Source organism: Streptomyces sp. NPDC003032, from assembly GCF_053591415.1.
Window position 1 is genome coordinate 35,189 of sequence record NZ_JBSFTT010000008.1, and the last position, 25,930, is coordinate 61,118.

General features: G+C 72.6%; 21 protein-coding genes and 1 pseudogene. 7 read left to right on the forward strand and 15 right to left on the reverse strand.

The features are described from left to right. Nucleotides 1-2: 2 nt before the first annotated feature. Entirely contained in the window at nucleotides 3-1,916 is a 1,914-nt protein-coding gene (gene dnaK, locus ACWDZ7_RS13455) for a molecular chaperone DnaK (RefSeq protein WP_451796825.1), read from the reverse strand. A gap of 163 nt (nucleotides 1,917-2,079) precedes the next feature. After that, on the reverse strand, nucleotides 2,080-2,505 hold the full coding sequence (locus ACWDZ7_RS13460; protein ID WP_451796826.1) for an OsmC family protein: 426 nt from the start codon (nucleotides 2,503-2,505) through the stop codon (nucleotides 2,080-2,082). Nucleotides 2,506-2,712: 207 nt separating this feature from the next. Between ACWDZ7_RS13460 and ACWDZ7_RS13465 the strand changes: the two genes are divergently transcribed. Next, the gene (locus ACWDZ7_RS13465) at nucleotides 2,713-3,084 is read left to right on the forward strand and encodes a DUF952 domain-containing protein (protein WP_451796827.1); all 372 of its coding nucleotides are present in this window, start codon (nucleotides 2,713-2,715) and stop codon (nucleotides 3,082-3,084) included. Nucleotides 3,085-3,127: 43 nt separating this feature from the next. Here the strand turns inward: ACWDZ7_RS13465 and ACWDZ7_RS13470 are convergent, their stop codons facing one another. Continuing rightward, entirely contained in the window at nucleotides 3,128-4,222 is a 1,095-nt protein-coding gene (locus tag ACWDZ7_RS13470) for a type III polyketide synthase (protein ID WP_451796828.1), read from the reverse strand. 5 nt (nucleotides 4,223-4,227) lie between these two features. Beyond that, a complete protein-coding gene (locus ACWDZ7_RS13475) occupies nucleotides 4,228-5,367 on the reverse strand; it encodes a cytochrome P450 (protein WP_451796829.1) in 1,140 nt (379 codons plus the stop codon). A gap of 399 nt (nucleotides 5,368-5,766) precedes the next feature. Here ACWDZ7_RS13475 and ACWDZ7_RS13480 point away from each other — a divergent pair, with 399 nt between their 5' ends. After that, nucleotides 5,767-7,401, forward strand: coding sequence for a DUF6345 domain-containing protein (locus ACWDZ7_RS13480; protein WP_451796830.1), 1,635 nt, complete (start codon nucleotides 5,767-5,769; stop codon nucleotides 7,399-7,401). Nucleotides 7,402-7,430: 29 nt separating this feature from the next. Here ACWDZ7_RS13480 and ACWDZ7_RS13485 read toward each other — a convergent pair whose 3' ends face one another. From ACWDZ7_RS13485 to ACWDZ7_RS13495, 3 genes are all read right to left on the reverse strand, one after another. Then, nucleotides 7,431-8,822 carry an amino acid permease gene (locus ACWDZ7_RS13485; protein ID WP_451796831.1) on the reverse strand — a complete coding sequence of 464 codons (1,392 nt, stop codon included), beginning with the start codon at nucleotides 8,820-8,822 and terminating at the stop codon, nucleotides 7,431-7,433. 83 nt (nucleotides 8,823-8,905) lie between these two features. Then, nucleotides 8,906-11,182: a phage holin family protein gene (locus tag ACWDZ7_RS13490; protein WP_451796832.1), complete on the reverse strand. Its 2,277-nt coding sequence runs from the start codon at nucleotides 11,180-11,182 to the stop codon at nucleotides 8,906-8,908. Nucleotides 11,183-11,860: 678 nt separating this feature from the next. Then, complete coding sequence (locus tag ACWDZ7_RS13495; protein WP_451796833.1) at nucleotides 11,861-12,301, reverse strand: hypothetical protein; 441 nt, start codon at nucleotides 12,299-12,301, stop codon at nucleotides 11,861-11,863. A gap of 82 nt (nucleotides 12,302-12,383) precedes the next feature. Between ACWDZ7_RS13495 and ACWDZ7_RS13500 the strand changes: the two genes are divergently transcribed. Together ACWDZ7_RS13500 and ACWDZ7_RS13505 are read left to right on the forward strand one after the other, a co-directional pair. Next, nucleotides 12,384-13,160 carry an MBL fold metallo-hydrolase gene (locus ACWDZ7_RS13500; RefSeq protein WP_451796834.1) on the forward strand — a complete coding sequence of 259 codons (777 nt, stop codon included), beginning with the start codon at nucleotides 12,384-12,386 and terminating at the stop codon, nucleotides 13,158-13,160. Then, complete coding sequence (locus ACWDZ7_RS13505; RefSeq protein WP_451796835.1) at nucleotides 13,157-13,774, forward strand: DedA family protein; 618 nt, start codon at nucleotides 13,157-13,159, stop codon at nucleotides 13,772-13,774. The genes ACWDZ7_RS13500 and ACWDZ7_RS13505 overlap by 4 nt, the downstream gene beginning before the upstream one ends. Nucleotides 13,775-13,794: 20 nt before the next feature. Here ACWDZ7_RS13505 and ACWDZ7_RS13510 read toward each other — a convergent pair. From ACWDZ7_RS13510 to ACWDZ7_RS13520, 3 genes and pseudogenes are all read right to left on the reverse strand, one after another. Beyond that, a pseudogene (locus ACWDZ7_RS13510) lies at nucleotides 13,795-14,389 on the reverse strand (MBL fold metallo-hydrolase); the annotation flags it as partial. Between the two features lie 138 nt (nucleotides 14,390-14,527). Then, the gene (locus tag ACWDZ7_RS13515; RefSeq protein WP_451796836.1) at nucleotides 14,528-15,778 is read right to left on the reverse strand and encodes an aminotransferase class I/II-fold pyridoxal phosphate-dependent enzyme; all 1,251 of its coding nucleotides are present in this window, start codon (nucleotides 15,776-15,778) and stop codon (nucleotides 14,528-14,530) included. Between the two features lie 310 nt (nucleotides 15,779-16,088). After that, a complete protein-coding gene (locus ACWDZ7_RS13520) occupies nucleotides 16,089-16,796 on the reverse strand; it encodes an ANTAR domain-containing response regulator (protein ID WP_451796837.1) in 708 nt (235 codons plus the stop codon). Between the two features lie 74 nt (nucleotides 16,797-16,870). Between ACWDZ7_RS13520 and ACWDZ7_RS13525 the strand changes: the two genes are divergently transcribed. Beyond that, entirely contained in the window at nucleotides 16,871-18,694 is a 1,824-nt protein-coding gene (locus ACWDZ7_RS13525; RefSeq protein ID WP_451796838.1) for a PAS domain-containing protein, read from the forward strand. Here the strand turns inward: ACWDZ7_RS13525 and ACWDZ7_RS13530 are convergent. Continuing rightward, nucleotides 18,691-19,587 carry an RNA polymerase sigma factor SigF gene (locus ACWDZ7_RS13530; RefSeq protein ID WP_451796839.1) on the reverse strand — a complete coding sequence of 299 codons (897 nt, stop codon included), beginning with the start codon at nucleotides 19,585-19,587 and terminating at the stop codon, nucleotides 18,691-18,693. The two genes, ACWDZ7_RS13525 and ACWDZ7_RS13530, sit on opposite strands and share 4 nt — an antisense overlap. Nucleotides 19,588-19,848: 261 nt before the next feature. On the opposite strand from ACWDZ7_RS13530, the gene ACWDZ7_RS13535 reads away from it, so the two are divergent. Together ACWDZ7_RS13535 and ACWDZ7_RS13540 are read left to right on the forward strand one after the other, a co-directional pair. Next, nucleotides 19,849-21,669 (forward strand): thiamine pyrophosphate-requiring protein, encoded by a 1,821-nt coding sequence (locus tag ACWDZ7_RS13535; protein WP_451796840.1) that lies wholly within the window; start codon nucleotides 19,849-19,851, stop codon nucleotides 21,667-21,669. A gap of 102 nt (nucleotides 21,670-21,771) precedes the next feature. Beyond that, nucleotides 21,772-22,212: a CBS domain-containing protein gene (locus tag ACWDZ7_RS13540; RefSeq protein WP_451514235.1), complete on the forward strand. Its 441-nt coding sequence runs from the start codon at nucleotides 21,772-21,774 to the stop codon at nucleotides 22,210-22,212. Here the strand turns inward: ACWDZ7_RS13540 and ACWDZ7_RS13545 are convergent. The 4 genes from ACWDZ7_RS13545 to ACWDZ7_RS13560 form a co-directional block, all read right to left on the reverse strand. Beyond that, a complete protein-coding gene (locus ACWDZ7_RS13545) occupies nucleotides 22,203-23,228 on the reverse strand; it encodes a Ppx/GppA phosphatase family protein (protein WP_451796841.1) in 1,026 nt (341 codons plus the stop codon). The genes ACWDZ7_RS13540 and ACWDZ7_RS13545 overlap by 10 nt on opposite strands. Before the next feature lie 65 nt (nucleotides 23,229-23,293). Further along, nucleotides 23,294-23,878, reverse strand: a complete 585-nt coding sequence (locus ACWDZ7_RS13550) for a TIGR03086 family metal-binding protein (protein ID WP_451796842.1) — start codon at nucleotides 23,876-23,878, stop codon at nucleotides 23,294-23,296. Next, complete coding sequence (locus tag ACWDZ7_RS13555; protein ID WP_451796843.1) at nucleotides 23,875-24,111, reverse strand: DUF6158 family protein; 237 nt, start codon at nucleotides 24,109-24,111, stop codon at nucleotides 23,875-23,877. The genes ACWDZ7_RS13550 and ACWDZ7_RS13555 overlap by 4 nt, the downstream gene beginning before the upstream one ends. 121 nt (nucleotides 24,112-24,232) lie before the next feature. Further along, nucleotides 24,233-25,852: an ABC-F family ATP-binding cassette domain-containing protein gene (locus tag ACWDZ7_RS13560; RefSeq protein WP_451796844.1), complete on the reverse strand. Its 1,620-nt coding sequence runs from the start codon at nucleotides 25,850-25,852 to the stop codon at nucleotides 24,233-24,235. Nucleotides 25,853-25,930 lie beyond the last annotated feature (78 nt).

A 25,930-nucleotide genomic window follows, 5' to 3' on the forward strand; every position in this document is an offset into this window, starting at 1 on the left:
GCCTACGGCGCCTTGCCCTGGCCGTCCTTGCCCTGGCCGTCCTTGCCCTGGCCGTCCTTGCCCTTGTCGTCCTCGTCCACGATCTCGGCGTCCACCACGCCTTCCTCGGCGGCGGAATCGGTGGAGGCACCGGTGGATTCCGTCTGTTCCTGGGCGCCCCCGCCAGAAGCCGCGTACATGGCCTGGCCCATCTTCTGGCTGACCGTCGCCAGCTTCTCGGCGCCGGCGCGCAGGGCCGCCGTGTCGTCGGGGCGATCTTTGAGGAGGCCCTTCAACTCCGTTGCCGCCGCCTCGACTTCGCCCTTGGTGTCCGCGGGGACCTTGTCCCCGTTCTCCCGCAGGAACCGCTCCGTCTGGTAGACAAGCTGCTCGGCCTGGTTGCGGGTCTCCGCGGCCTCGCGCCGCCTGCGGTCCTCCTCCGCGTGCTGCTCGGCCTCGCGGACCATGCGGTTGATGTCGTCCTTGGGCAGCGCGGAGCCGCCGGTCACCGTCATGCGCTGCTCGCGGCCCGTGGCCTCGTCCTTCGCCGAGACGTGCATGATGCCGTTGGCGTCGATGTCGAAGGTGACCTCGATCTTGGGGACGCCGCGCGGGGCGGGCGGCAGCCCGGTCAGGTCGAAGACGCCGAGCTTCTTGTTGTACGCGGCGATCTCCCGCTCGCCCTGGAAGACCTGGATGCCGACCGAGGGCTGGTTGTCCTCGGCGGTGGAGAAGGTCTCCGAACGGCGGGTGGGGATCGTGGTGTTGCGCTCGATGAGCTTGGTCATGATGCCGCCCTTGGTCTCGATACCGAGGGACAGCGGGGTCACGTCGAGAAGGAGTACGTCCTTGACGTCGCCCCGGATCACACCGGCCTGCAGGGCCGCGCCGAGCGCCACCACCTCGTCGGGATTGACGCCCTTGTGCGGGTCCTTCCCGGTGAGTTCCCTGACCAGTTCGCTCACCGCCGGCATCCGGGTGGAGCCGCCGACCAGGATCACGTGGTCGATGGCCGACAGCTTGACGCCCGCGTCCTTGACGGCCTGGTGGAAGGGCTCCTTGCAGCGGTCGAGCAGGTCGGACGTCAGCTCCTGGAACTGGGCGCGCGTCAGCTTCTCGGCCAGGTGCAGAGGCCCTTCGGACGACGCCGTGATGTAGGGGAGGTTGATGTCCGTCTCGCTGGAGGAGGACAGCTCGATCTTCGCCTTCTCGGCGCCCTCCCTCAGGCGCTGGAGCGCCATCTTGTCCTTGCCGAGGTCCACGCCGTGCCCGTTCTTGAACTGCCGCACCAGGTATTCGACGATCCGCTGGTCCCAGTCGTCGCCGCCCAGCTGGGTGTCGCCGTTGGTGGCCTTGACCTCGATGACGCCCTCGCCCATCTCCAGGAGCGAGACGTCGAAGGTGCCACCGCCCAGGTCGAAGACGAGGACGGTCTGGTCGTCGCCCTTGTCCAGGCCGTACGCGAGGGCCGCCGCCGTCGGTTCGTTGATGATGCGCAGGACGTTGAGCCCCGCGATCTCACCGGCCTCCTTGGTGGCCTGGCGCTGGGTGTCGTCGAAGTACGCGGGCACGGTGACCACCGCGTCGGTGACGTCCTCACCGAGGTAGGACTCGGCGTCGCGCTTGAGTTTCTGCAGGACGCGCGCGGAGAGTTCCTGCGCGGTGTAGCGGGTGCCGTCCACGGAGCCGCTCTCCGGGAAGCGCCAGCCGCCGTCGCCCATATGCCGTTTGACGGAGCGCGCGGTGCGCTCCACGTTCGTGACCGCCTGCCGCTTGGCGACCTCGCCCACCAGGACGTCGCCGCTCTTCGCGAAGGCGACGACCGACGGTGTGGTGCGCGCGCCCTCCGCGTTGGCCACGACGGTGGGCTCACCGCCCTCCAGCACGGCCACCACTGAGTTCGTCGTCCCGAGATCGATCCCGACCGCACGTGCCATGGTCCAGTCCCTTCCGCCGCGAGCCCAATGTCCCCCGTATCCAGGTCTACTCCGTACTCCATCACAAAACTTGAGCGGGCTCTTGTCAATGCCCGGACACGACAATGCCACCACCCAGCACCCGATCGGAGGCGGGGTGACGGCATCGTCAACGGGCGTCGCTTCAGCCCAGCTTGGCCGAGAGCGTGATGGTCGTGCCCGTCAGCGCCTGGCTCACCGGGCAGTTGGCCTTGGCGTCCTCGGCGGCCGAGACGAAGGTGGCCTCGTCGATGCCCGGCACGGTGCCCTCGACGGTGAGGTGGATGCCGGTGATGCCGGTGCCCGGCTGGAAGGTCACGTCGGCCGACGTGGTGAGGCGGCTCGGCGGGGTGCCGGCGCCGGCCAGGCCGTGCGACAGCGCCATGGAGAAGCAGCTGGAGTGCGCGGCGGCGATGAGCTCCTCCGGGCTGGTCCTGCCGTTCGCCTCCTCGGCGCGCGACGGCCAGGACACCGCCTGCTCGCCGATGCCGGAGGAGTCGAAGGTGACCATGCCCGAGCCCTCCGTGAGAGAGCCCTCCCAGACCGTGTGCGCGGAGCGCGTGGTTGCCACGATGCAGTTCCCTTCAGTGCGGTTCCGTGATCGGAAGTTCCGTTGCCACCATCCGATCACACTCGGCATGCAAACGGGCCACGGGGCCGACCGACGTTCCGGAGCCGTCAACCTCAGGTTCGGCTCTGTTGCACGTTAGTGGCGCCGCGTCGCCCGGACGAATGCGTCCGAGCCCCATGGACGAACCGTGACCGCTATAACTGGCCCATGATCTATCACGTAGCCGCTCTCGACGACTGGCTTTCCGACCCCGAGCTGCCCTACGCGCCCGGGTCGTTGGCGAAGGACGGGTCCGTGCACTGCTCGCCCGACGAGGAAGCGATCCTGGCGGCCGCTACCCGCTTCCACAGTCGGACGGCCGGTCCTCTCGTCGCCCTGCTCATCGACGAGAGGAAGCTCGGCGCCGAGGTGAAGTGGGTGGCCCCTGCCGCGGGCTCGCCTCTCGCCCAGGGGCCCGCGGTTCTGTTTCCGCGAGTCCTGGGTCCCGTCAACCGCGACGCGGTCGTCGGGCTGATGGAGATCGTGCGCGACGACGACGGCGGTGCCCGGGAGCTGGTTCCCCGGGGCCCGGCGGAGTGACGGAGCGGGTCCGCCGCACCGGCATCGCGACGAATCCGGCGCCTTAGCGCAGCCCGGCGCCGGAAAGTCCGGGCTCGGACTGCGGTCGGCGCGGTGCCGCCCATCTGCCCAGGGCCATTTCGGCCGTGATCCCGGGCCCGAACCCCGCGATGAGTCCTTGTCCTCCGTGCGGCGGGCCGCCTTCGGCGAAGAGCCGGGCGAGGGCGTCGAAGATGACGGCACTGGCGATGTTGCCGCGTTCGGTGAGGGTGCTGCGGCTGTGCCTGAACATCCGCGGAGGAAGGTCCAGGAGGCGGCTGAGGTCGTCGAGGATACGGGGGCCCCCGGCGTGGACGAGGTAGAAGTCGAGGTTGGCGACGTCCCAGGCGTGGGGGGCGGCCATGTCGCGCATGGCCGGTGCCAGTACCCCCATGGTGCCGGGTACGCGTTTGTCGAGCTGGAAGTGGAATCCGGTGTCACGGACCGCGTAGGAGATCCACCTCTCGGTGTCGGGGACCAGATGCGAGGCGTTGTGCTCAAGACGGACTCCGTGTCCGCCTTGGCCTCGTACGACGACGGCGGCCATGGCGTCGCCGAAGAGGCCGTTGGAGAGCAGACTGCCGACGCCGAGGTCGGTCGGCTGGTAGAGGAGTGAGCAGAACTCGCACGAGACGATGAGCACGTTGCGCTCGGGGTAGGCGGTGCAGAAGTCGTGTGCGCGGTTGACCGCCGCGCCGCCGGCCGCGCAGCCCAGCTGCGAGATGGGCAGTTGGCGGGTGTCGGGCCGGAACCGCATGCTGTTGATCAGCCACGCCGTCATCGACGGCATCATGAATCCGGTGCACGACACGTAGATGATCATGTCGATGTCGTGGACCGTGAGCTCCGCGTGTTCCAGCGCGGTCTCGATGACCGGTGGCAGGCGTACCTTCGCCTCTTTCTCGTAGAGGAGGTTGCGTTTCTCGAACCCGGGGTGTTTCAGGGTCGCCTCCAGTGGCTGGAGGAGATGGCGGGTCCGTACTCCGGTGTTGGCGATCAGCCGCAGGGCCAGGTCGAGCTGCGGGTGCCCCGCGTGCAGGGTACGGGCGAGATGGAGGGTCTGCTCGGCCGTGACGACGTGTTCGGGGACGGCGACATGGGGCCGGCACAGAGTCGGCATCGCGCTCACCACGCGACCGGCAGCGCGAGGGGATAGCGCCAGATCGACTGGGTGTTCCAGCGCACCTCCTCCACCGGTACGGCCAGGCGCAGAGTGGGGAACCGGGACAGCAGGCTGCCGATCGAGGTGCGCAGCTCCAGGCGGGCGAGATGGGATCCCAGGCAGTGGTGCATGCCGTAGCCGAAGGCCAGGTGCGCGGGCGGGGAGGGCCGTTCGAAATCGAGTTCGTCGGGGCGGTCGTACGCCAGCTCGTCGCGGTTGGCGGTGAGATAGGAGACGTGGACCGTCTCGCCGGCACGGATGGTCACGCCGTCGATGGTGACGTCTTCGAGGGCGACACGAGGGATTCCGACCCCTTGGCGGAAGGGGACGTAGCGCAGCAGCTCCTCGATCGCCTGGTCCAACAGCTCCGGCGCTTCCTGTAGCCGGCCGAACTGCGCCGGGTGGGTGAGCAGGGTGAAAGTGAAGTTGCTGATGTCGTACGTCGTGGTGTCGTGCCCGGTGATCGTCAGCAGCATGGCCAGCACCGACAGTTCGGCGTCGGTGAGTCTCTCGTCCCCGATCCGGGCGGTCGCGAGCGCGCTGAGCAGGTCCTCGCCGGGTTCGGCGCGCCGACGGGCGGTCAGCTCGTCGAAATAGGCGCGCAGCTGCTGCTTGGCGTCGGCGGCGGCGCTCCGGCTGTCGGGGGTCATGGCCATCATCGCCATGGCCCAGGCGCGCAGCTGCGGCCGGTCCGGCGCGGGGATGTCGAGGAGCTCGCAGATGGTGGCCAGCGGCAGACGGTCCGCCAAGTGCGAGACGACGTCGGCCGGTGGCCCGGCCGCCTCCATGGCGGCCAGGCACTCGTCCACCTTCGCCCGCACCCAGGGGGCCAGCCGGTCGAGCTGGCGGGGCCCGAAGGCGTGCGTGGCGAGCCGGCGGATGCGGTTCAGCACCGGTGGGTCCATCAGGTTGATCGCCTCGCTCTGCGCGATCGGCGCAGGCGTGATCCTTGGAAAGTCCTCGCCCACCAGCGCGGCCCGGCTGAACCGTCGGTCGGAGGTCACCAACTGGACGTCGGCATAGCGGGTCACCAGCCAGCATGAGCCGCTGCCGTAGGGCATGTCGACCCGGGCGATGGGCTCCTCCCGCCGCATACGGGTCATGAAGGGGTCGGGCTCCAAAGCCACGTCGTGGCGGAAAAGATAGCCGTGAGTCACGTCAATCAAACGATCGGAAACCGACAACGTCACGGCGCTCGTCACCCGATCCAGCTCCTCCCCCGCCGGGGCCGGCCTTTTCGGTGCCGGGAATCCCGGGGTGGAAACGGGCCGCGCGGGGCGATCCGGCGCTTCGGAGATGTTCGAGGAAAGGGCGCAGGTACGCGTCGGCCGATACGAACACATTGTGTGGGCCGCCGCGCCACAGGGTTCCGTGAGGTGCGGGGAGGGCGCCGTGGCGGGGGCCCTATGGCCGGAATGGCAACTGTGCAAGGCGCGTCGGCGGTGACACTTTGAGGCCCCCTCGCGCACGACAGCGAGGAGATCCTCTCAGGGGGTATGGCCATGCGCATCAACTACTCGGACCGCGGTCCCTCCCCGCTGGAACCGGAGAAGCCCGGAGCGACGGGTGAGCGGGACTCGACCTTCGGCTGGTGGGGTGCCTTCAGCATCCAGAAGTTCGTCAACCAGTCGCCGCTGTACCACACGCACGCCGATGCCACTGGCTGGCTGGCGTACCTCCAGCAGTTCTACGACCGCAACTTCTGGTTCGCCGACGGCGGCGCGCAGGTGTGGGCGTACGAGGAGACCTACGACAACTGGCAGGACCGGTACGGCATGGACGCGGTCTGCGCCGTCTACCACTCGGGCCACGGCGGCATGGACGGCAACGGCGTCTTCTTCGCCCCGCTCGGCGCCGTCTGGGACGGCCGCAGCGACGCCGTCTCCAACCGGATGGCCCTCGGCAACGAGAAGGCGAACTACGTCTTCTGGTCGACCTGCGACTCGCTGAAGGTGACCGGCGGCCACTCCCCGGTCCGCACGTGGGCCGGACCCAACATCGGCTTCCGTATGATCTTCGGGTTCGAGACGGTCAGCATCGACAGCCCGGACTACGGAAGGAAGTTCTGGGAGAAGTGGCGGGCCGGCCAGACGTACTGCGACGCCTGGCTGAACGCCAGCTGGGACATCTACCACGGCCAGGCGCCCTCGGTCGCCGCGGCCGGCGCCACCCAGGCCGAGGCCGTCAACCGACTCAACACCGAGCGGAACTTCTACCGCGAGCACGTGCCGGACAACTGGTACGCGTGGCGCTGGTACTACGCCCGCGAAGGCGTCAGGGAGCCGCTCACCCAGCTCCCCGGGCAGCAGCAGATCGTGCAGCTCGCGCCCCGCGACCCGAGCGGGGAACTCGCCCGGCTGGGGCAGCTGGCCGACTTCCCGTCGGCGGCGCTGCAAGAGGTCCAGGTCGAGCGGCAGGGCGTGCTCAACGCGACCTCCGGCGACCGTGTCATCTCCACCGGCCCGCAGGGCATCCGGTGGGTCAGGCTCGCCGAGCCCAACCACCGCAACACCCAGCAGTTGCCCACCGACCGCGCGGTCGCGGCGGCGCGCGCGTTCGCCGAGCGGCACGCGGACGGCGCCGAGCTGGTCGTCGACAGCGTGCACGACCTGATGCAGAACTCCGGGACGAAGGACGGCTCCGAGGTCGGGCGCCCGGTCTCCCTGGAGACGCATGTGACGTTCCGGCAGGTCTTCGACGGCGTGCCCGTCATCACGCCGGGCCGCGGCCTGATCCGCGTCGGTCTCGACAACGACGGGACCGTCGTGCAGTCGCAGATCGCGACCCGCGAGGCCACCGGCGTCACACGCGAGCCGAGCACGGATGTCGCACCGCCCGAGCCCAAGGGCGGCAAGCCCGCGGCGGCGGCGCTGGAGCGCGACCCGCGCAAGGCCCTCGACACGGCGCAGAAGACGCTGCTCGCCCACCTCACGGCGGTCACCGCCGGCGCGTCGCAGCAGCGGGGCGCGGCGGCCCAGCAGGAGCCGCGGGTCCAGGACGTGCCCGGCACCTTCGAGGTCGGCTACGAACTGGAGGGCAACGAGGCGTACCCGGCGGCCCGCAAGCTGATCGAGATCGGTGCGCGGGACAGCATGTTCCGGACCCAGCGCTGGGTCGTCGCCCCGCTGGCGAGGTAGGGGTTCAGAGGTAGGGGTTGAGAGAAGGATCAGCCGTTCACGGTGGCGGCCCGCTGCTTGCGGGCCGCCATCACCGCGTACACGAGCACGCCGACGAAGAGGAACAGCACGCCCTGGTAGACGGCCGCGTATCCGGACCCGGCGACCAGCCACATGGAGAACCCGAACGCGATCCCCGCGAGGACCGCGTCCCGCACGAGGCGCCCGCGGTGGACGCGCTCGCGCTGCCCGGAGACGAGGAAGTAGATCTGCGCGACGGTGGCGAGCAGATAGGGCACGGTCGCCGTGAACGTGGTGATCAGGACGAGGGACTCGAAGACGCCGCCGGAGCCCGCCGTGTAGTTGTAGACGGTCAGCAGGGAGGCGAGGACGACGGTGACGAGGACGCCGACGGTCGGCACGCCCCGCTTCTTCCTGCCGAACGCGCTCGGGAAGAGCCCGTCCTTCGCGGCCGCGTACGGCGTCTGGGCGCTCAGCAGCGTCCAGCCGTTGAGGGCGCCGACCATCGAGACCAGCGCGGCGAGCGCGACCGCGGTGCCGCCCCAGGAGCCGCCGAACATGACGTTCACGGCGTCCGAGAAGGGCGCGGTGGAGCCCACCAGCTTGTCGTGTGCGACGGTGCCGAAGACGGCGAGCGTGCCGAGCAGATAGACCAGGGCGGCGCCGAGCGTGCCGAAGATGGTGGCCCGCCCGACGTTGCGGCGCGGATCGCGCACCTCACCGGCGCTGACGGCGGCGGACTCGATCCCCAGGTAGGAGAAGAGCAGGATGGCGGCGGACGCCGAGACGGCGCCGACCGGGCTGTCGTCGCTCGCCTGGAAGGGCCCGAGGTTGGCGCTGTCGAAGAAGAAGAGCCCGCCGACCGCGACGAGCAGCAGCGGCAGGAACTTCAGTACGGTGGCGACGAGCTGGACCGCGCCGACGTACCGCGTGCCCGCGAAGTTCGCGAGGGCCGGCAGGAGTTGCAGGGCCAGGGCGGCGAGGCAGGCGGTCCACTTGTGCTCGTTGACGGGGACGAGCACGTCCAGGTACCCCACGGCGGCGACGGCGAGGGCGGCGTTGGAGACCCAGGTGGTGATCCAGTACGACCAGGCGGCGATGAATCCCGCGAAGTCACCGAAGGCCTCACGTGTGTAGACGTACGGGCCGCCGGTCCGCGGGTCGCGCTCTGCGAGGCGTCCGAAGACGAGCGCCAGGGCTATCGCCCCCGCGGTCAGGATGCCGAAGGCGACGAGGCTGATCGTGCCGAAGGGTGCGACGGAGGCCGGGAGCAGGAAGATGCCGCCGCCGATGATGTTGCCCATCACGAGGCAGGTGGCGATCGGGAGCCCGAAGCTCCGGGCGTGCTTGCTCCGCGCCTGCGCCGGTTCCACCTGTTCGGGGGCCGGAGCCGACGGCGGTGCGGTTCCGGTGTCGTGCATGGGGTGGTGCGCCTCTCGTCGTGCCAGGTGCCCGGGATCGCCGAGCGGAAGCCATGGTCGGGCACGGCGGACGCTGCTCCAAATCAGCGTGTTTTGTCCTGCGCGGCCTGGTCGAGGGCCGCAAAAGCTGTGCCGGCGGGACCTTTGGACAGGGGATCATTCACCGGAACGAATGCCTCCGCGACGGTCACCGGGACGGTCACCGGGACCTCAGGTCCCAAGGCCTCGGCCAGCCAGCGCCGCAGGACGCGGTGGACCTGTTCGGCGCCGACCAGCTCCTCGCCGTCCGCCACCGGGGCGGAGAGCGCGAGCGGCGACAGGAGGAAGGGGCGGGCCTGCGCGCCGCCGAGCCCGCCGTGCGAGCCGATCTGCTCCTCGAAGGCGAGGACCTCGCCCTCCTCCGGGTCGTGCCAGGAGTTGACCATGATGTCGGCGGCGTGCGGAAAGCCGTCGGTGCGCCGCACGGCGTCCACCGCGCCGGGCCCGAACTCCGCGAGCGGCCCCAGCTCGGCCGGATCCTCGTCCAGATACACCTCGGCGCCGCGCGCCCCGAGCACCAGCGGACCGCGTTCCGCACTGCGTACGAGGAGGAAGCCGACGCCCGGATGGTTGGCGAGGGTGGGGAGCAGCGCCGGGTGGCGGCGGTCGATCTCCTCGCGGGTCATGCGGTGCCGTACGTCCGGGAACGAGACGAGCCCGAGATTTCCGGAGGCCAGCACGATCGGCTCCGCGCGGCGGGCCGGGCGGCGCTCGTCGGCGCCCTCCTCGACCGGCCGGTGCAGCGCCGCCCGTACCGCGGCGCGGGCCTCGGCGCCGCTGTGCGTGCGCTGCGCCCGGCGCGGCACGGGGAGCCCGCAGCCGGCCCTGACGAGGTCGCCGAGGGTCAGGCCGTAGCGGGCGCGGAAGGTCTCGCCCGGGCTCTGCCCGTGGTCGGAGAGCAGCACGATGCGGTAGGCGCGCGGCGCGTGTTCGGCGACCTTGGCGAGCAGCGCGAGCGACCGGTCCAGGCGCCTGAGCACCTTCTCCACGTCGCGGCCGGTCGGCCCCGAGTGGTGCGCCACCTCGTCGTACGCGACGAGGTCGGCGTAGACCGCGCTGCGCCCGGCGAGCATGTCCCCGATGACGGCGGCGACCACCACGTCGCGTTCCACGACGGTCGCGAAGGCGCGGATGAACGGGTAGAGCCCGCCCCGGCTCACCCTCGGGCGGCGCCGCTCGACGCGGGCGCGCGTGGACTCGCCGACCTCCCTGAAGACCTCCGCCACGAAGGACAGGGCGGTGCGGACGGCGTTGGCGGGGTCGGAGAAGTAGGCGAAGTACCCGGCGCGCGACCGGTTCTTCTTCCCTCTCCTGGCGGCCACGGAGAGAACGAGCGCGAGCTGCTCGGCGCCCCCGCTGAAGAGGTTGCCGCGGCTGGCGCCGTCGAAGGTGAGGAGACCGCCGTCGCCGGTGCGCCGGACGGCGCGGCGCTGCAGCTCGACGGCGGAGGCGGGGCGGTTGCTGACCATGACCTCCCCGGTGTCCTTCTCGTACCACCGGAAGGCGGGCACGTCGTGGTTGGAGCCGTGCAGGATGCCGAGCTGGCTGGCGCCGGTCTGGCTGGACCAGTCGGTGCGCCAGGGGGTGAGGCGGTGGGTGGGGGCGCCGCCTTGCACGTTGCCGGGTCCTCTGGGGCCTCCGGGTTCTGCGGGTCCTCCGACTGGCCCGTGTTCCTCCTGTTCTCCGTGTTGCCCTTGGTGCCCTTGGTGCCCTTGGTGCCCTTGGTGCCCGAGCCACTGGGCGACGGTGGGCATGAGCCCCTTCCCGACTGCCGACTTGAGGACGTCATGGCCGACGCCGTCGAGCTGGATGAAGACGGTGCCGGGCGCGATGGGGCCCGGCCGCTGCTGGGTGCCGCGGCGCCTGCGGCGGTCGGCCAGGCGGTACAGGCGCCGGCGGTACGCGTCGTCGTCCCGCACGGCGAGGGCGCCGCCCGCGGCGGAGGCGACGGCGGACATCACGGCGGCCACGACGACGGCGGTCTCCGCGCCGGCTTCGCCGCGGTCCTCCGGGATGAGGCTCAGGGCGAGCAGCAGGAGCGACCCGTTGAGGAAGAAGGCGAGGAGTCCGAGTACGAGGGCGGGCACGAGCAGCAGCGCGCGGACCAGCAGCGGCCACACCAGTGCGGAGAGCAGTCCGAAGGCGCCGGCGCCGAGGGCGGCGGTGATCGCGATGCGGGTGGCGCTGTCGCCGTCGTCGGACTGGAGCTTGAAGTCGGGGAGGAGGCCGGCGAGTACGAGCATCGTCAGTGTGCTGACGGCCCATACGGCCACCACGCGCCACAGCGCGCTGCCGACCCTCCGCCATCGCGCTCTCCCCACGCCCAGCCCTTCCCCGTTTTTCGTCCCGAACCGGACACCAGCGTGACACAACCGGCCAGGCCCGGTTCGACGCCCCCGGGATCACCGGCGCCTCCCGGCGGTGCCCGTGCCTGGGCTGCCCCACACCGCCGCTCCCCGGCGCCCCCCTCTCCCACCCACCCACCCGTTCACCCCGCATTGCAGGGTCGCCGTGGGGCGGTGGGGGCTGGGGCGGCAGTGGTTCGCGTCGCGGGGGGCGGGTGGGTGGGTGGGAGAGACGCCGCGGAGCGGGCGGGGGCAGTGGTGAGGCGCTGCTGGAGGGGTGCCGGGGGCGCGGGCCCGGGGACGGCAGCAGGTTGTGGCGCGGGGTAACGGGTGGGTGGGTGGGAGAGACGCCGCGGAGCGGGCGGGGGCAGTGGTGGGGCGCTGCTGGAGGGGTGCCGGGGGCGCGGGCCCGGGGACGGCAGCAGTTGTGGCGCGGGGTAACGGGTGGGTGGTGGGAGAGACGCCGCGGAGCGGCGGGGGCAGTCGGAGGGTGCCGTGCGGGCCCGGGGACGGCAGCGCATCGTGGCGCGGGGTAACGGGTGGGTGGGTGGGAGAGACGCCGCGGAGCGGCGGGGGCAGTGGTGGGGCGCTGCTGGGGGCGCCGGGGGCGCTGGTGGCGGGGAGGGAGGGGAGCGGGCGCCGGAGGCGTCGGGGCTAGCGGCCGTCGTAGCCCGCCGTCGGCATGGAGAGACGGCGATGCACCCGCGCCTTCATGCGCGAGTCGTACGCCGGCTCCGCGAGCCCCGCCGTCTCCACCCGCACCCCGCGCCTCGCGCACTCCGCCGTGAACTCCTCGGGGCTGCTCAGCGCCCGCTCCAGGACCCGGCGGCTCGGCACGACGAAGAGGTCCACGAGGCCCGCCTCGACATCCCCCCACAGCACGACGTGGTCCGCGCGCAACCCTCGTACGAGCAGCTGCCGCGTGACCACGTACCCCTGGTCGGCGGCCCACCGCGCGCACATCGCGTGCTGGCTGCGCGAGTCGACGAGGAAGGGGTCGGCGTCCAGTTCCTCCAGAGGCATGAGGCTGGCGATCGCCGCCGCACGCACCACGGCTGCGGCGGCGGTGCCGGCGGCATCCGCGGCATCTGCCATGGCGTTCCCCTCATCTCGGTCCCGGCCGCTGACCCTACTCCTGGCCGTACGCTCGTAGACAGTCGTACGGAGGAGGAACCGGGTGCCCGTCGAGGTCACATGGTGGGGCCATGCCACTTGCACGGTCGAGGACTCGGGCGTCCGCGTACTGACCGACCCCCTTTTCGCCCGGCGCCTGGCGCACCTGCGGCGCCGCAGGGGCGCGCTGCCGACGCCGGGCGCGGCGGTCGCCGACGCCGTGCTGGTCTCGCATCTGCACGCCGATCATCTGCACGTCCCCTCCCTCGCCCGGCTCGCGCCGGGCACCCGCGCGCTGGTGCCGCGCGGCGCGGCGCGCTCGGTGCCCGGCCTGGCCCGCAGGCTGCCCCACCTCCGCTTCACCGAGGTGGGGCCGGGCGACGAAATCCGGGTCGGTGATCTCGTCGTACGCGTGGTGCCCGCGCTGCACGACGGGCGTCGTCTGCCCATGGGCCCGCACCGCTCCCCCGCCCTCGGCTATGTGGTGAGCGGTGAGGCGCGCACGTACTTCGCGGGCGACACCGGGCTCTTCGACTCGATGGCCGCGGAGGTCGGGGACGTCGACGTGGCGCTCCTGCCGGTCGGCGGCTGGGGCCCCTACCTGGGGCACGGGCATCTGGACGCGGGCCGCGCCGCCGAGGCGCTCGCCCGGATCTCGCCGCGCAGCGCGATCCCGGTGCACTACGGAACGTACTGGCCGATCGGCATGGACGCGGTGCGCCCCCACGAGTTCCACGCGCCGGGGCACGAGTTCGTGCGCCAGGCGGCACGGGTCGCTCCCAAGGTGGCGGTGCACCGGCTCGCGCACGGCGAGAGCGTGCGTCCGGAGGTGGCCAGGTGATCCTCGCCGCGGCGGCCCAGGTGCCGCCGGAGAGTACGCAGCAGGCGGTCGGTTATCCGTCGTTGTTCCTGCTGGTGGTGATCGGCGCGCTGGTGCCGGTGGTGCCGACGGGCGCGCTGGTCAGTTCGGCGGCGGTGGTGGCGCTGCATCAGACGGCGCCGTTCTCGCTGCTCGTCGTCTTCGGTGTCGCGGCGTCCGCGGCGTTCCTCGGTGACGTCGCCCTGTACTGGCTGGGGCAGCGCGGCATGCGGTCGAAGAACGGTTCGCGCTGGCTGGAGGCGCTGCGCGACCGGGCGCCGGAGGAGCGGATCGCGCAGGCGCAGGCGAAGTTGAGGGACCACGGCGTCATGGTCCTCGTGCTGTCCCGGCTCGTTCCGGCGGGGCGGATTCCGGTGATGCTGGCGTGTCTGATGGCGAGGATGCCGTTGCGCCGGTTCGCGCGCGGGGATGTGCCGGCGTGTCTGGCGTGGGCGGTGACGTATCAGCTGATCGGTATTCTCGGCGGCTCGCTGTTCAAGGAGCCGTGGGAGGGCGTCGCGGTGGCGGTCGCGCTGACGGTGCTGGTCAGCGCGGTGCCGACCGTGTGGCGCAGGGTGCGGCGGGCGCCGGCCTAGAGGCGGGGCCGGGCCGGGGCTCAGTCCAGTACGCGCGACGCGCCCACCGGCAGGTCCCACAGGTCCTCCCGGGGCCGCCCCGCCTTCTCCCAGGCCGTACGCACTCTGGTGAGGGGTTCGAGGACCGGCTCGGCGGAGAGCAGGAACGTGCCCCAGTGCATGGGGGCCATCCGTCGCGCGCCCACGTCGCCCGCCGCCCTGACCGCCTCCTCCGGGTCGCAGTGGACGTCGCTGAGCCACCACCGCGGGTCGTACGCGCCGATGGGCAGGAGCGCGACGTCGATGCCGGGGTCGGTCGCCGATCCGTTCGAACCAGCGGCCGTAGCCGGTGTCGCCCCCGAAGTAGACGCGCTGCCCTTGGGCGTCCGTCAGGACCCAGCCGCCCCACAGTGTCCGGCAGGTGTCGGTCAGGCTCCGCTTCGACCAGTGGTGGGCGGGTACGAAGTCGAACCGCACTCCGCGCAGTTCCGCGCGCTCCCACCAGTCGAGTTCCCTGACGCGGGTGAAGCGGCGCCGGGCGAACCAGCGGCCGAGCCCGGCGGGCACGAGGACCGGGGTGTCCCTGGGGAGCCTGCGCAGGGTCGGGGCGTCGAGGTGGTCGTAGTGGTTGTGGCTGCCGTGGGGCATCCTCGTACACCTGCTCCCGCCGCCGGGTCTCGTACGTCCGCTCCTGCCGCGCAGCCTCCTCATACGCCCGCTCCCCCTGCCCGGTTCCGGGCAGCTGCTCCTGCGTCTGCCGTCGCGCCTGCCGGGTCACCGAGGAGGCTCCATTCGCTGTGCTTCCGCGCGGAGATCGTCGAAGGTCGATCCCAATATGCTCAACGCCCGTGCCACGTGCGGCAATTCCAGGGGATCCGGTGCGCCGAGGGACGCCATGCGTTCCGTGGGGGTCGAGCCCAGGAGTGGGCCCGTGGAGAGTCGTACGCGCAGGGCGTCGATGTCGTCGCCGAAGCGGTGGCCGCCGGGTGCGGGCATGCCGAGCCGTGCCGTGAGGAAGTCCTCCAGGTCCTGCGCGTCGCCGACGCCGCGCGCGGCGAGCGCGGCCCGCAGGGGGCCGAGGTCGGCGTAGAGGTGGCGGCCCGCCTGCGGGGGCCGGACCAGGGCGCCCGCGGCGAGGACGGCGCGCTGCGCGGCGGCGGCCACGCGCGCGTGCAGGCGGACAGCGGCGGTCAGGCGTGCGGTGATCTCGTCCGGTTCACCGAGTGCGTACGTCGCCGCCGCGGCGGCCGGGCCCGCCAGGTGCGCGCCGAGCGCGGTGAGGACGTCGAGGGTGCGGGCGCGCAGGACGGCGCCCTCGGCCGTGGCGGGGAAGCGGGCGACGGCTGCGGGCAGCGCCGGGGGCAGAAAGGGCCCGGCGAGGTCGCAGACGACGGTCACCCGCTCGTGGTCCATCTCGGCGGGGCCGATCAGGACCGTGTCGCGCGGGCGGTGCAGCGTGTCGCGCCAGGTCTCGTCGCTGACCACGTGCAGGCCCTCGCCGGCGGCCGCCTCGACGGCCTCGTGCAGCACTTCGGGCGGCGGCACGGTGGCGGTCGGGTCGTCGGCGACGCCGAGTACGAGCAGCCGGGGCACGCCGCCCTCGGCGCGGACCCGGCGGACGGTCTCCAGAAGGGCGTACGGGTCGGGGACGCCGCCGCACTCGGCGGGCGTCGGTACGTGGTAGACCCCGCGGCCGAGCAGCCTCGCCTGGGGCGCCCAGCAGGCGGGGCAGGGGCGCGGCAGCAGGACGTCGCCGCCGACGGCCGCGGTGAGGGCGAGCAGCAGGGGCGGGGCGCCGGGGGCGGCGACGACGTGGCCTCGCTCGACGGGCAGTCCGCGGCGGGACCAGTAGCCGCTCGCGGCTTCCAGGAGCGCGGGGCCGCCGCCGGGGGGTTCGCCGTGGGGGCGGGCGGCGGCCGAGGCGGCGGCGGACGCCAGTTCGGGCAGGACCGGGAGGCCCGGCTCCGGCGGGGGCGGGCCGTACCGGACGGGGCCGCGGCCCTCAGAGCCCGTCGTCCGCCTCATGCGTACCTCCGTGCACTCACGTGACTGTGTCCTGCCCCGTCGGACGGGTGTGTACCCAGAACATGGCCGTACGTGTCCCTGCCTGGCCGCAGCCGTACGTGTCCCTACGTGGCCGTGGCCGTGGCCGTCGCCGTCGCCGTGGCCGTACGTGTCCATCACAACGCGCTGCTCCCCCGCCCGCCCGCTCGGGGCCCCGCCCGGGTGAGTCTTGCTGCCGCGCGCGTCGACGCGCGGCGGCACAGGCCCGTACCGGTCGGTGGTGACCGTTACGGGCCTGTGCCGCCGCGCCCTCCCTGGAGGGACAGGAGGGTCAGCGCGCCAGGGAGACCAGTTCGCGTTCCAGGCCACGCCCCTTCGTCTCCACCAGTGCCGCCGCGACATCCGCGAGTTTGCGGTTCGTCGTCTGGGAGATCCGCCGCAGCACCGTGAACGCGGCGTCCGCCTCGCAGTCCAGGACGTGCATGACGATCCCGCAGGCCCGGTCCACGACGGGCCGTGTGCGCAGCGCCGTGCCCATCTGGTCGAGTTCGCTCAGCGCGGCGCGGTAGTGCCGGTCGCGCACGAAGCTCGCCGTGGCGAGGTCGCCGAGGGCCCGCGCGGGGCCGTGCCGCGCGTCGTCGAGCGCGCCGGGGCGGAAGCTGAACAGGGTCAGGGTGACCGTGAGGCCCGCGCGCTGGAAGGGCAGCGTGACGCTGGAACGCACGCCTGAGTCGAGGGCCATCGCGCGGTACTCGGGCCATCGCCCGTCCCGCAGCAGGTCCCCGGAGTCGACCGGTGCGCCTTGCTCCTCGGCGGCGGGGATCGGCCCTTCCCCCGAGCGCAGCTGCACCGAGACGAGCCCGGCCAGGTCGGGGTGGGTGACGGCGGCGGGGTGTTCGTCGCCGCCGTCGGAGACCGTGGTGCTCGCGCCGCAGCACGCGGGGGTGCAGCGCACGGCCTGTTCGGCGAGCTCGGAGAGCCTGCGTCCGGGGAGAGCTGATTCCGGTCGGAGCAGGTCCGGGTCCGGCAAGGGCGCCATGGGGTGTTCCTCCTCTTCTCTTCGGCTTCCCCCCTGGCCCTCCGGAAAACTGGCTCAGCGGTTAGGTTCAGCACATGTCTCAAACGGAGGAGTTCGGTGAAGAGCTCGCGGATTTTGTGCGCCGCGTCGCCGAGTTGAAGTCGGCGCGTTCCGTCCCGAGGGACGACCTCGGTACGGTGCTCGACGCGGCGATCTTCGAACTGGACCACGTGGCCGACCAGTTGTGGCCCACGTACGAACGTCTCAGCGCCGATGGTCAGTTGGGCGGCGCGGCACCGGACCGGGACGAGCAGCGGCTGCTGCGGGCCATCTTCCAGCGGCTGCCCCTGCCGGTGGCGCTGATCGACAGGGAGACCGTGGTCCGGCGGATGAACGTCGCGGGGGCGGTCCTGACGGGGATCCGCGCGGGGTTCGCGGCGGGGCGGCCGCTGACCGGGTTCCTGGTGCACGCGGACCGGGTCGCGTTCCGTTCGCAGACCGCCGCGGTCGCCCGGGGCGAAGGTGACCGCAGCCTCGTCGTCCACCTCCAGCAGAGCCCCGGCACCCCGGTCCGAGCGACGCTCACCGCGCTGCGCCCCGGCGCCGAGCCGCGCACGGCGGTCCTCGTCGTGCTGCAGCCCTCGATGACCCGCGCGCAGCAGCCGCCGAGCCCGCCGGGCCCCGCGCCCGACCTCGGCGAGGCGACCCGGCACGCGGCCCAGCTCGACCTGGCGGACGCGATGACGACGGCGCTGCTCACGGCGCCCACCGGGGACCGTAAGGCCATCCTCGAGCGGGCCGCCGCGGTGCTGCACGGACGGTTCGCCGACTGGGTCGTCGCCGACGACTGGAGCGTCGCCGGAGCCGGGACCGGGGCCGGGACCGGGACCGGGGCCGGGACCGGGACCGGGGCGGGGGCGGGGGCGGGGGCGGGAGACCGGCCCGGAGCCGGGGCCGAAGACCGGGCCGGAGCTGGGACCGGAGACCGGGCCGGAGCCGGAGCCGGAGCCGGAGCCGGAGCGGGAGCGGGAGACCCGGCCGGAACCGGAACCGGAAACCGGGCCGGAACGGGAGCTGGCGCTGGAGCTGGAGACCGGGCCGGGGCCCGAGCTGGAGCCGGAGAGCAGGCCGGAACCGGAGCCGGAGCTGGAGACCGGGCCGGAACGGGAGCCGGAGCTGGAGACCGGGCCGGGGCCGGAGCTGGAGCCGGGACCGGAGCCGGAGCTGGAGCCGGGACCGGAGCCGGGACCAAAGCCAGGACCGGAGCTGGAGCCGGGACCGGGCCCAGAGAGCGGGTCGGAGCCGGAGACCGGGCCGGAACGGGAGCTGGAGCTGGAGACCGGGCCGGAATCGGAGCCGGAGCTGGAGACGGGGCCGGAGCCGGAGCCGGAGCTGGAGACCGGGCCGGAGCCGGAGCCGGAGCTGGAGACCGGGCCGGGGCCGGAGCCGGAGAGCGGGCCGGGGCCGGAGCCGGAGAGCGGGCCGGGGCCGGAGCTGGAGCCGGGAGCGGAGCTGGAGCCGGAGCCGGGAGCGTGCGGCCGCGGCGCGTCGCCGTGTTCGGGCCGCCCGACGCGGCGACCGCCGACGTGCTGGCGCAGGACCCCGCCGCGTGCCCCCTCGTCGTCGAGGCGGCGCGCGGCGGGGCGGCGTCGCTGCAGGTGCGCCCGGAGGACCCGGACGCCTTCGGCCGGGACACGACCGGCGCGCACGTGCTGGTGCGCGCCGAGGTCACGTCCCTGCTGTGCGTGCCGTTGGCCGACCGCACGGACGGCCCCGTGGAGGGCGTCCTCACGCTCTTCCGGTGCGGAGCCCGCCTCGCCTTCTCGATGGCCGAGGCACGGGCGGTCGACGTGCTGTCCCGGCACTTGGCGCTCGCCCTGCGGCGCGGCGACGCCGCGCCCGGGCGGGCCGCGGGTTAGGCGGCGTCCCGCATGACCTGGTCGCGCAGCCGGTCGCAGCAGCGGCTGATCAGCCGTGAGACGTGCATCTGGGAGATGCCCATCTCGTCGGCGATGCGGCTCTGCGTCATGTCGCCGAAGAACCGCATGTAGAGGATGGTCCGTTCCCGCTCGGGCAGCTGTGCGATGCGGGGCTTGACGGCCTCGCGGTCGACGACGACGTCGAGGGCGGGGTCGGCGCCGCCAAGGGCGTCGCTGAGCGAGTAGCCGTCCTCGCTGCCGGGGAGTTCGGCGTCCAGGGAGAGCGCGGTGAAGCTGTCGAGCGCTTCCAGACCGGTCTTCGCGTCCTCCACGCTCATGTGCGCGTGCTCGGCGATCTCGGCGATGGTGGGGGCGCGCCCGGAGACCGTCTGGGAGAGGTCCTGGCGGGCGAACCGCACGCGGTTGCGCAGGTCCTGGACGCGGCGCGGCACGTGCAGGGTCCACATGTGGTCGCGGAAGTGCCGCTTGATCTCGCCGGTGACGGTCGGTACGGCGTAGCTCTCGAAGGCGGTGCCGCGCCGCGGATCGTAGCGGTCGACGGCCTTGACCAGGCCGAGGGCGGCGACCTGGCGCAGGTCGTCGAGGGATTCACCGCGGTTGCGGAAGCGGCCGGCGAGGCGCTGGGCCATGGGCAGCCAGGCCTGGACGATCTCCTGGCGCAGGGCGTCGCGCTCGGGGCCCTCGTCCAGCTCGACGAGGCGGGCGAAGGCCTCGGCGGTGTCCGGTGCGTCGTCGTGCGAGTGACGCTTGCTCCTGGCCGGCGCCGCGGTGCTCCTGGGCGGTACCGCGGTGGCACTCCTCGCCTGTACTGCTGTGCTGCCGGGTGTTACTGCGGTGCTCGTCTGGGGACGCGTGTTCGTGTGGGAACGCATGGTGCGTCGCAACTCCCTTGAGGTGCCTGGGGATGGACGGTCACCGTGGGAGTGCGCTGGCGTCGGGCCACGACGGAAACACACCCGGGGCGAGCGATGCGACAGCTCCCACGGACGTGCCTCCGGTCCGAAGCACTGTTTCTTCGCCTGCCCCGCGTGTGAGGGGCCAAACGCCCCCCATCGCGCCGTAGGTTTCCTACGGGTCCCGCCGGACACCCGGGGGTGACCGCTCCCACCCCGACCCGTCCGGAGGGTTACGTCATGAGCGTCAAGGTCGCCGACCACATCCTGGAGAGGCTGCGCGCCTGGGGGGTGGAGCAGGTATTCGGCTACCCCGGTGACGGCATCAACGGCCTGCTCGCCGCGTGGGGCAGGGCCGAGGACCGGCCGCGGTTCGTGCAGTCGCGGCACGAGGAGATGTCGGCGTTCGAAGCCGTCGGGTACGCCAAGTTCGGCAAGCGCCTCGGTGTGTGCGCGGCGACGTCGGGTCCTGGCGCCATCCATCTCCTCAACGGGCTGTACGACGCGAAGCTCGACCATGTGCCGGTGCTCGCCCTCGTCGGCCAGACGCACCGCAGCGCGATGGGCGGCTCGTACCAGCAGGAGGTCGATCTGCACACGCTGTTCAAGGACGTGGCGTCCGACTTCGTCGAGACGGTGACGGTGCCCGAGCAGCTGCCGAACGTCCTCGACCGCGCGATCCGCACCGCGTACGCGCGCCGCTGCCCGACCGCCGTGATCATCCCCGGTGACGTTCAGGAACTCGACTACTCGCCCCCGTCGCACGAGTTCAAGATGGTCCCCTCCAGCCTGGACCGCAGCGGCTGGACGGCGATGCCCTCGCCCACGGCCCTGGAGCGGGCCGCGGAGGTGCTCAACGCCGGGGACAAGGCGGCGATCCTGATCGGCCAGGGCGCGGCGGGCGCGCGCGCCGAGGTCGAGGAGATCGCGGAGCTGCTCGGCGCGGGCGTCGCGAAGGCGCTGCTCGGCAAGGACGCGCTGAGCGACGAGCTGCCCTACGTCACCGGCTCGATCGGCCTGCTCGGCACCCGCCCCTCGTACGAGCTGATGCGCGACTGCGACACGCTCCTGACGATCGGGTCGAGCTTCCCCTACGCGCAGTTCCTGCCGGAGTTCGGCTCGGCGCGCGCCGTGCAGATCGACATCGATCCGCACATGGTCGGGATGCGCTATCCGTACGAGGTGAATCTCGTCGGTGACGCGCGGGCGACGCTGCGCGAGCTGATCCCGCTGATCGACAAGGACCGCCGTGCCGTAAGCCGCGAGTGGCAGGAGGAGGTCTGCGCGGGCGTCAGGCGCTGGAACGGGGTGATGGAGCGCAGGGCCGAGCAGTCCGCGGACCCCGTCAACCCGGAGTACGTGGCGCGCGCCCTGGATCCGCTGCTCCCCGACAACGCGATCATCACGTCCGACTCGGGCTCGGTGGCGAACTGGTACGCGCGCCACCTGACGATGCGCGGCGACATGCGCGCCTCGCTGTCGGGCACGCTCGCCACGATGGGGTGCGGTGTGCCGTACGCGATCGGCGCGAAGTTCGCCCATCCCAACCGTCCCGTCATCGCCCTGGTGGGCGACGGCGCGATGCAGATGAACGGCATGGCGGAGCTGATCACCGCCGCCAAGTACCGCCACCGCTGGGACGATCCGCGGCTGATCGTCGCCGTGTGGAACAACGAGGACCTCAACCAGGTCACATGGGAGATGCGGGCCATGGCGGGCGCCCCGTCCTTCCTGCCGTCGCAGCAGCTGCCCGACGTGCCGTACGCGGAGTTCGCGCGCTCCATCGGGCTGGCCGGGATCCGGGTGGAGCGCCCCGAGGACGTCGAGGCGGCCTGGCGGGCCGGTCTTGAGGCGGAGGGGCCGGTGGTCCTCGACTTCCGCACCGACCCGGCGGTGCCGCCGATCCCGCCGCACGCGACGTGGGAGCAGATGGAGGCGACGGCGGAGGCGGTACTCAAGGGCGACGCGGACCGGTCGTCGATGGTGAAGCAGGGGCTGAAGGCGAAGATGCAGGAGTTCCTGCCCGGTTCGGACAAGAGGGGCGGGGGCCGCCGTGGGTAGGCCGGGCGGGCAGCGGCGAGGCATAGCCCTGTGGCACAGGGGTACTGCGGGCGAAGTCACCCCGACGAATGTCCGACGAACGCATGCAGGAAGGGCTCAGCCATGGCTGTTTTCGTAAGGGACGTCATGACGCCGGGCGTCGTGGCGGTACGCCCCGACGCTTCTCTCGTCGAAGCGGCGCAGCTCATGCGCGCCCAGGACATCGGTGACGTGCTCGTCGCCACGGACGGTCAGGTCGTCGGTGTGCTCACCGACCGGGACATCGCGTTGCGCGCCGTGGCCGACGGGGCCGATCCGCTCACCGTCAGCGCGCAGGCCGTGTGCACGCCCAACCCCGTCGTGGTGGCGCCGGACGACGCCGTGTCGGACGCGGTCGGTCTGATGCGCGACCACGCCGTCCGCAGGCTGCCCGTCGTCGAGGACGGCCACCCGGTGGGAATGGTGAGCCTCGGCGATCTGGCGCTCTCCCAGGACCCGTCGTCCGCCCTCGCCGACATCAGCCGCGCCGATCCGGACAGCTGGCCGGGCATCCATCAGGCCTGAGGCGAGGCGGCCAGCCGCAGCGGCGTGGCGTCGTCGCGCGTACCCTCGCCGTCGCCGTCGGCGGCGTTCGCTTCCTCCCTGGTCCACCAGGCCGCGTCGCCGTCCTCGATGTAGCGCAGCAGGATGCCCTCACGCAGCGCCCACGGGCTGACCGTCATCACTTCGATGCCGGTCAGCTTCATCGCCGTGTGGGCCACCACCGCGCCGGCCAGGCACTGTCCCGCCCGCGCGGCCGAGATCCCCGGCAGCTGCGCCCGCCGGTCGGCGGGCAGCCGCGCGAGTTCCTTGAGCGCCGCGCCCAGTTCGGCGCGGCCCAGCTCCCGCTGGACGAAGGGGCCATAGCGCCCCGGGGCGGCGCCGCACAACCGGGCGAGCTGCTGGAACGTACGCGAGGTGGCGACGGCGGTGTGCGGCATCTCCCAGCGGATCCGCGCGGCCACGTCCCGCAGCTGGTGGCGGACCTGGCGGCGCACGGCCTTGATGTCCCGCTCGCGCGGCGGGTCCTGCCCGTCGAAGAAGTCCCGCGTGAGGCGGCCCGCGCCCAGCGGCAACGACGCCGCGTAGTCGGGCAGGCGGCTGCGGCCGAAGGCCACCTCGAACGTGCCGCCGCCGATGTCGAAGAGCACCAGCGGTCCGGCGCGCCAGCCCATCCACCGCCGGGCGGCGAGGAACGTCAGCTCCGCCTCGGCCTCACCGGTCAGGGTGCGCAGCCGCAGCCCCGTCCCGGCCTCCACGGCGTCGAGCACCTCCGCCCGGTTCGGGGCGTCGCGCACGATCGACGTGGCGAAGGCGAACGGCTCCGCCACTCCCCACCGCCGCGCCTGCGCCCGTACGTCCCGCACCGCGTCGGCCAGCCTCTGTACGGGTTCGTCGCCGAGCCGCCCGTCGCGTTCCACATCCTCGGCGAGCCGCAGCCGGCGCTTCACCGTGTGGACGGGCAGCGGCACCTGCCCGTCCGCGTCCGCGACCACGAGCCGCACCGTGTTCGACCCCACGTCCACCACGCCAACTCTCATGGCAGATCCGGTACCCCGATGCGCGCGAAAGGAATCGGCCGCCGCCCGCGCCGTGCCCGCCGTTCTCACACCCGGCGGCCGACCAGGCTCAGCAGCCTGGTCTGCGCGTCGGCGCCCGGCGGCGGCTCCACCGGTGGGTCGAACAGGCCGCTCTTCGCCAACTCCGCCGCGTACGGCGAGATCTCCCGTACGGCGAAGTCGACGAGGTCGTCGGGCAGCGTCTCGTCGGCGCCGATCGCCCGGGACAGGTCCCAGGCGTGGACGACCAGGTCGGTGGTCATCTGGCCGCAGTAGAAGGCGGCGGAGGTCTCGCCGGAGGTCAGGTGGACGGTGCGGTCCAGGGCGCCCGGCTCATGGAACGCGGCGCGGGAGGCGGTGGCCGCGGTGTCCCAGGAGGCGGCCGGATCGGGGCCGAGCAGGTCGCCGTCGAAGGTGTCGCCGACCGCTTCGACGGTGGCGCCGTCGCGGACCAGCGGCGGCACCCACAGCTGCTCGGACGTGAGGTGGTTGACCAGGTCGCGCACGGTCCAGTCGGTGCATGGCGTGGGCGCGCCCCACTGGTCGGCGCGGACGGCGTGCACCCGGTCGGTGAAGAGGTCGAGCGCCTGGCCGTGCCGGTCGAGCACGGACGGGGCGGTGCTGTCCGTCATGAGTCCCCGCTTCCCCGCTCCCGTGCGCCCGTACGGGTCCGCCCGGGGGCGACCGACCTGCGCGGGTGGCGGCGCAGGTACTCGCCCTCCAGCTCCGCCATCCGCTCGTCGTGGGTCCGCAGGGCGTCGTCCGAGCCGTGCAGCAGGGTGGTGTGCCGGGTCCGGTGGATCGCCTCCAGCTCCTTGATGAGCTGCTGGTCGTCCAGCTGGCCCGGGTCGACTCCGTTGCTCATGGATCGCTCCTTGTCGCGTCGCTCCGGTGCCCCCCGGGTACCCGCTCGGCGCGTACTACCCCAGCATGCACCGCGCCCGCTCCCGGCGCGCGGCGCGAAGGCCGCGCCGCGCAGGCCGCGGCTACCGCTTGCGCTCCACGCGGCGCTCGTCCCAGACCGGCTCGGGGGTCTCCCGGACCCGGCCGTCGCTGCCGAAGACCAGATAGCGGTCGAAGGAGCGGGCGAACCAGCGGTCGTGGGTGACGGCGAGGACCGTGCCCTGGAAGGCTTCGAGACCTTCCTGCAGGGCTTCGGCCGATTCCAGGTCGAGGTTGTCGGTGGGCTCGTCCAGGAGCAGGGCCGTGCAGCCCTCCAGCTCCAGGAGCAGGATCTGGAAGCGGGCCTGCTGGCCGCCGGAGAGGCGCTCGAAGTTCTGCTCGGCCTGGCCGGTCAGCTCGTAGCGCCGCAGCCGGGACATGGCGGCGCCGCGGTCCTGCGCGTGCTCGCGCCACAGGATGTCCAGGAGGGAGCGGCCGGTCAGCTCGGGGTGGGCGTGGGTCTGCGCGAAGTGGCCGGGCACGACGCGCGCGCCGAGCTTCCAGAGGCCGCTGTGGTCGACGGGCTCGCCCGCGAGGAGACGCAGGAAGTGCGACTTGCCCGAGCCGTTCGAACCGAGGACGGCGACCCGCTCGCCGTAGAAGACCTCCAGGTCGAAGGGTTTCATCAGACCGGTGAGTTCGAGCGCCTCGCAGGTGACGGCCCGTACGCCCGTGCGGCCGCCGTGCAGGCGCATGGTGATGTCCTGCTCGCGCGGCGGCTCGGGCGGCGGGCCCGCCTCCTCGAACTTGCGGAGCCTGGTCTGCGCCGCGTGGTACCGGGATGCCATTTCATGGCTGACCTCGGCGGCTTGGCGCAGTGTGCGTACCAGCTTCTTCAGCTGCTCGTGCTTCTCGTCCCAGCGGCGGCGCAGCTCCTCGAAGCGGGCGAAGCGCTCCTTGCGGGCCTCGTGGAACGTGCCGAAGCCGCCGCCGTGCATCCACGCGTCGGCGCCCCCGGGGCTCTGCTCGACGCTGACGATCTTCTCGGCGGCGCGGGCGAGCAGCTCCCGGTCGTGGGAGACGAACAGGACGGTCTTACGGGTCTCCTTGAGCCGCTCCTCCAGCCAGCGCTTGCCGGGCACGTCGAGGTAGTTGTCCGGCTCGTCGAGGAGCAGCACCTCGTCGGAGCCGCGCAGCAGGGCCTCCAGGACGAGCCGCTTCTGTTCGCCGCCGGAGAGCGTGCGGACCTCGCGGAACTGTGCCTTGTCGTAGGGGACGCCGAGCGCGGCGGTGGTGCAGATGTCCCACAGCGTCTCGGCCTCGTAGCCCTGGACCTCCGCCCAGTCGGAGAGCGCCTGCGCGTACTGCATCTGCGCGGCCTCGTCGTCGACCGTCATGATGGCGTGCTCGGCGGCGTCCACGGCCTTCGCGGCCGCCCGGATCCGCGGGTGGGAGACGGAGACGAGCAGGTCGCGCACGGTGCTCTCGTCGCGTACGGAGCCGACGAACTGCGGCATCACGCCGAGGCCGCCGCTCACCGTGACGCTGCCGCCGTCCGGCTGGAGCTCGCCGGAGATCAGGCGGAGCAGCGTGGTCTTGCCCGCGCCGTTCGCCCCGACCAGGGCGACCACCGAGCCCTCGCCGACCCGGAAGGAGACATCACCGAGCAGCGCCCGCCCGTCCGGCAAGTAGTACTCGAGGTGCGCGGCTTCCAGATGTCCCATGGGCGGGATTCTCCGTGTCCGGCCGCCGCCACGGCAAACCGGTTTCCCCGGTGGTAGTGGCCGCGACCGCCCCGGGTA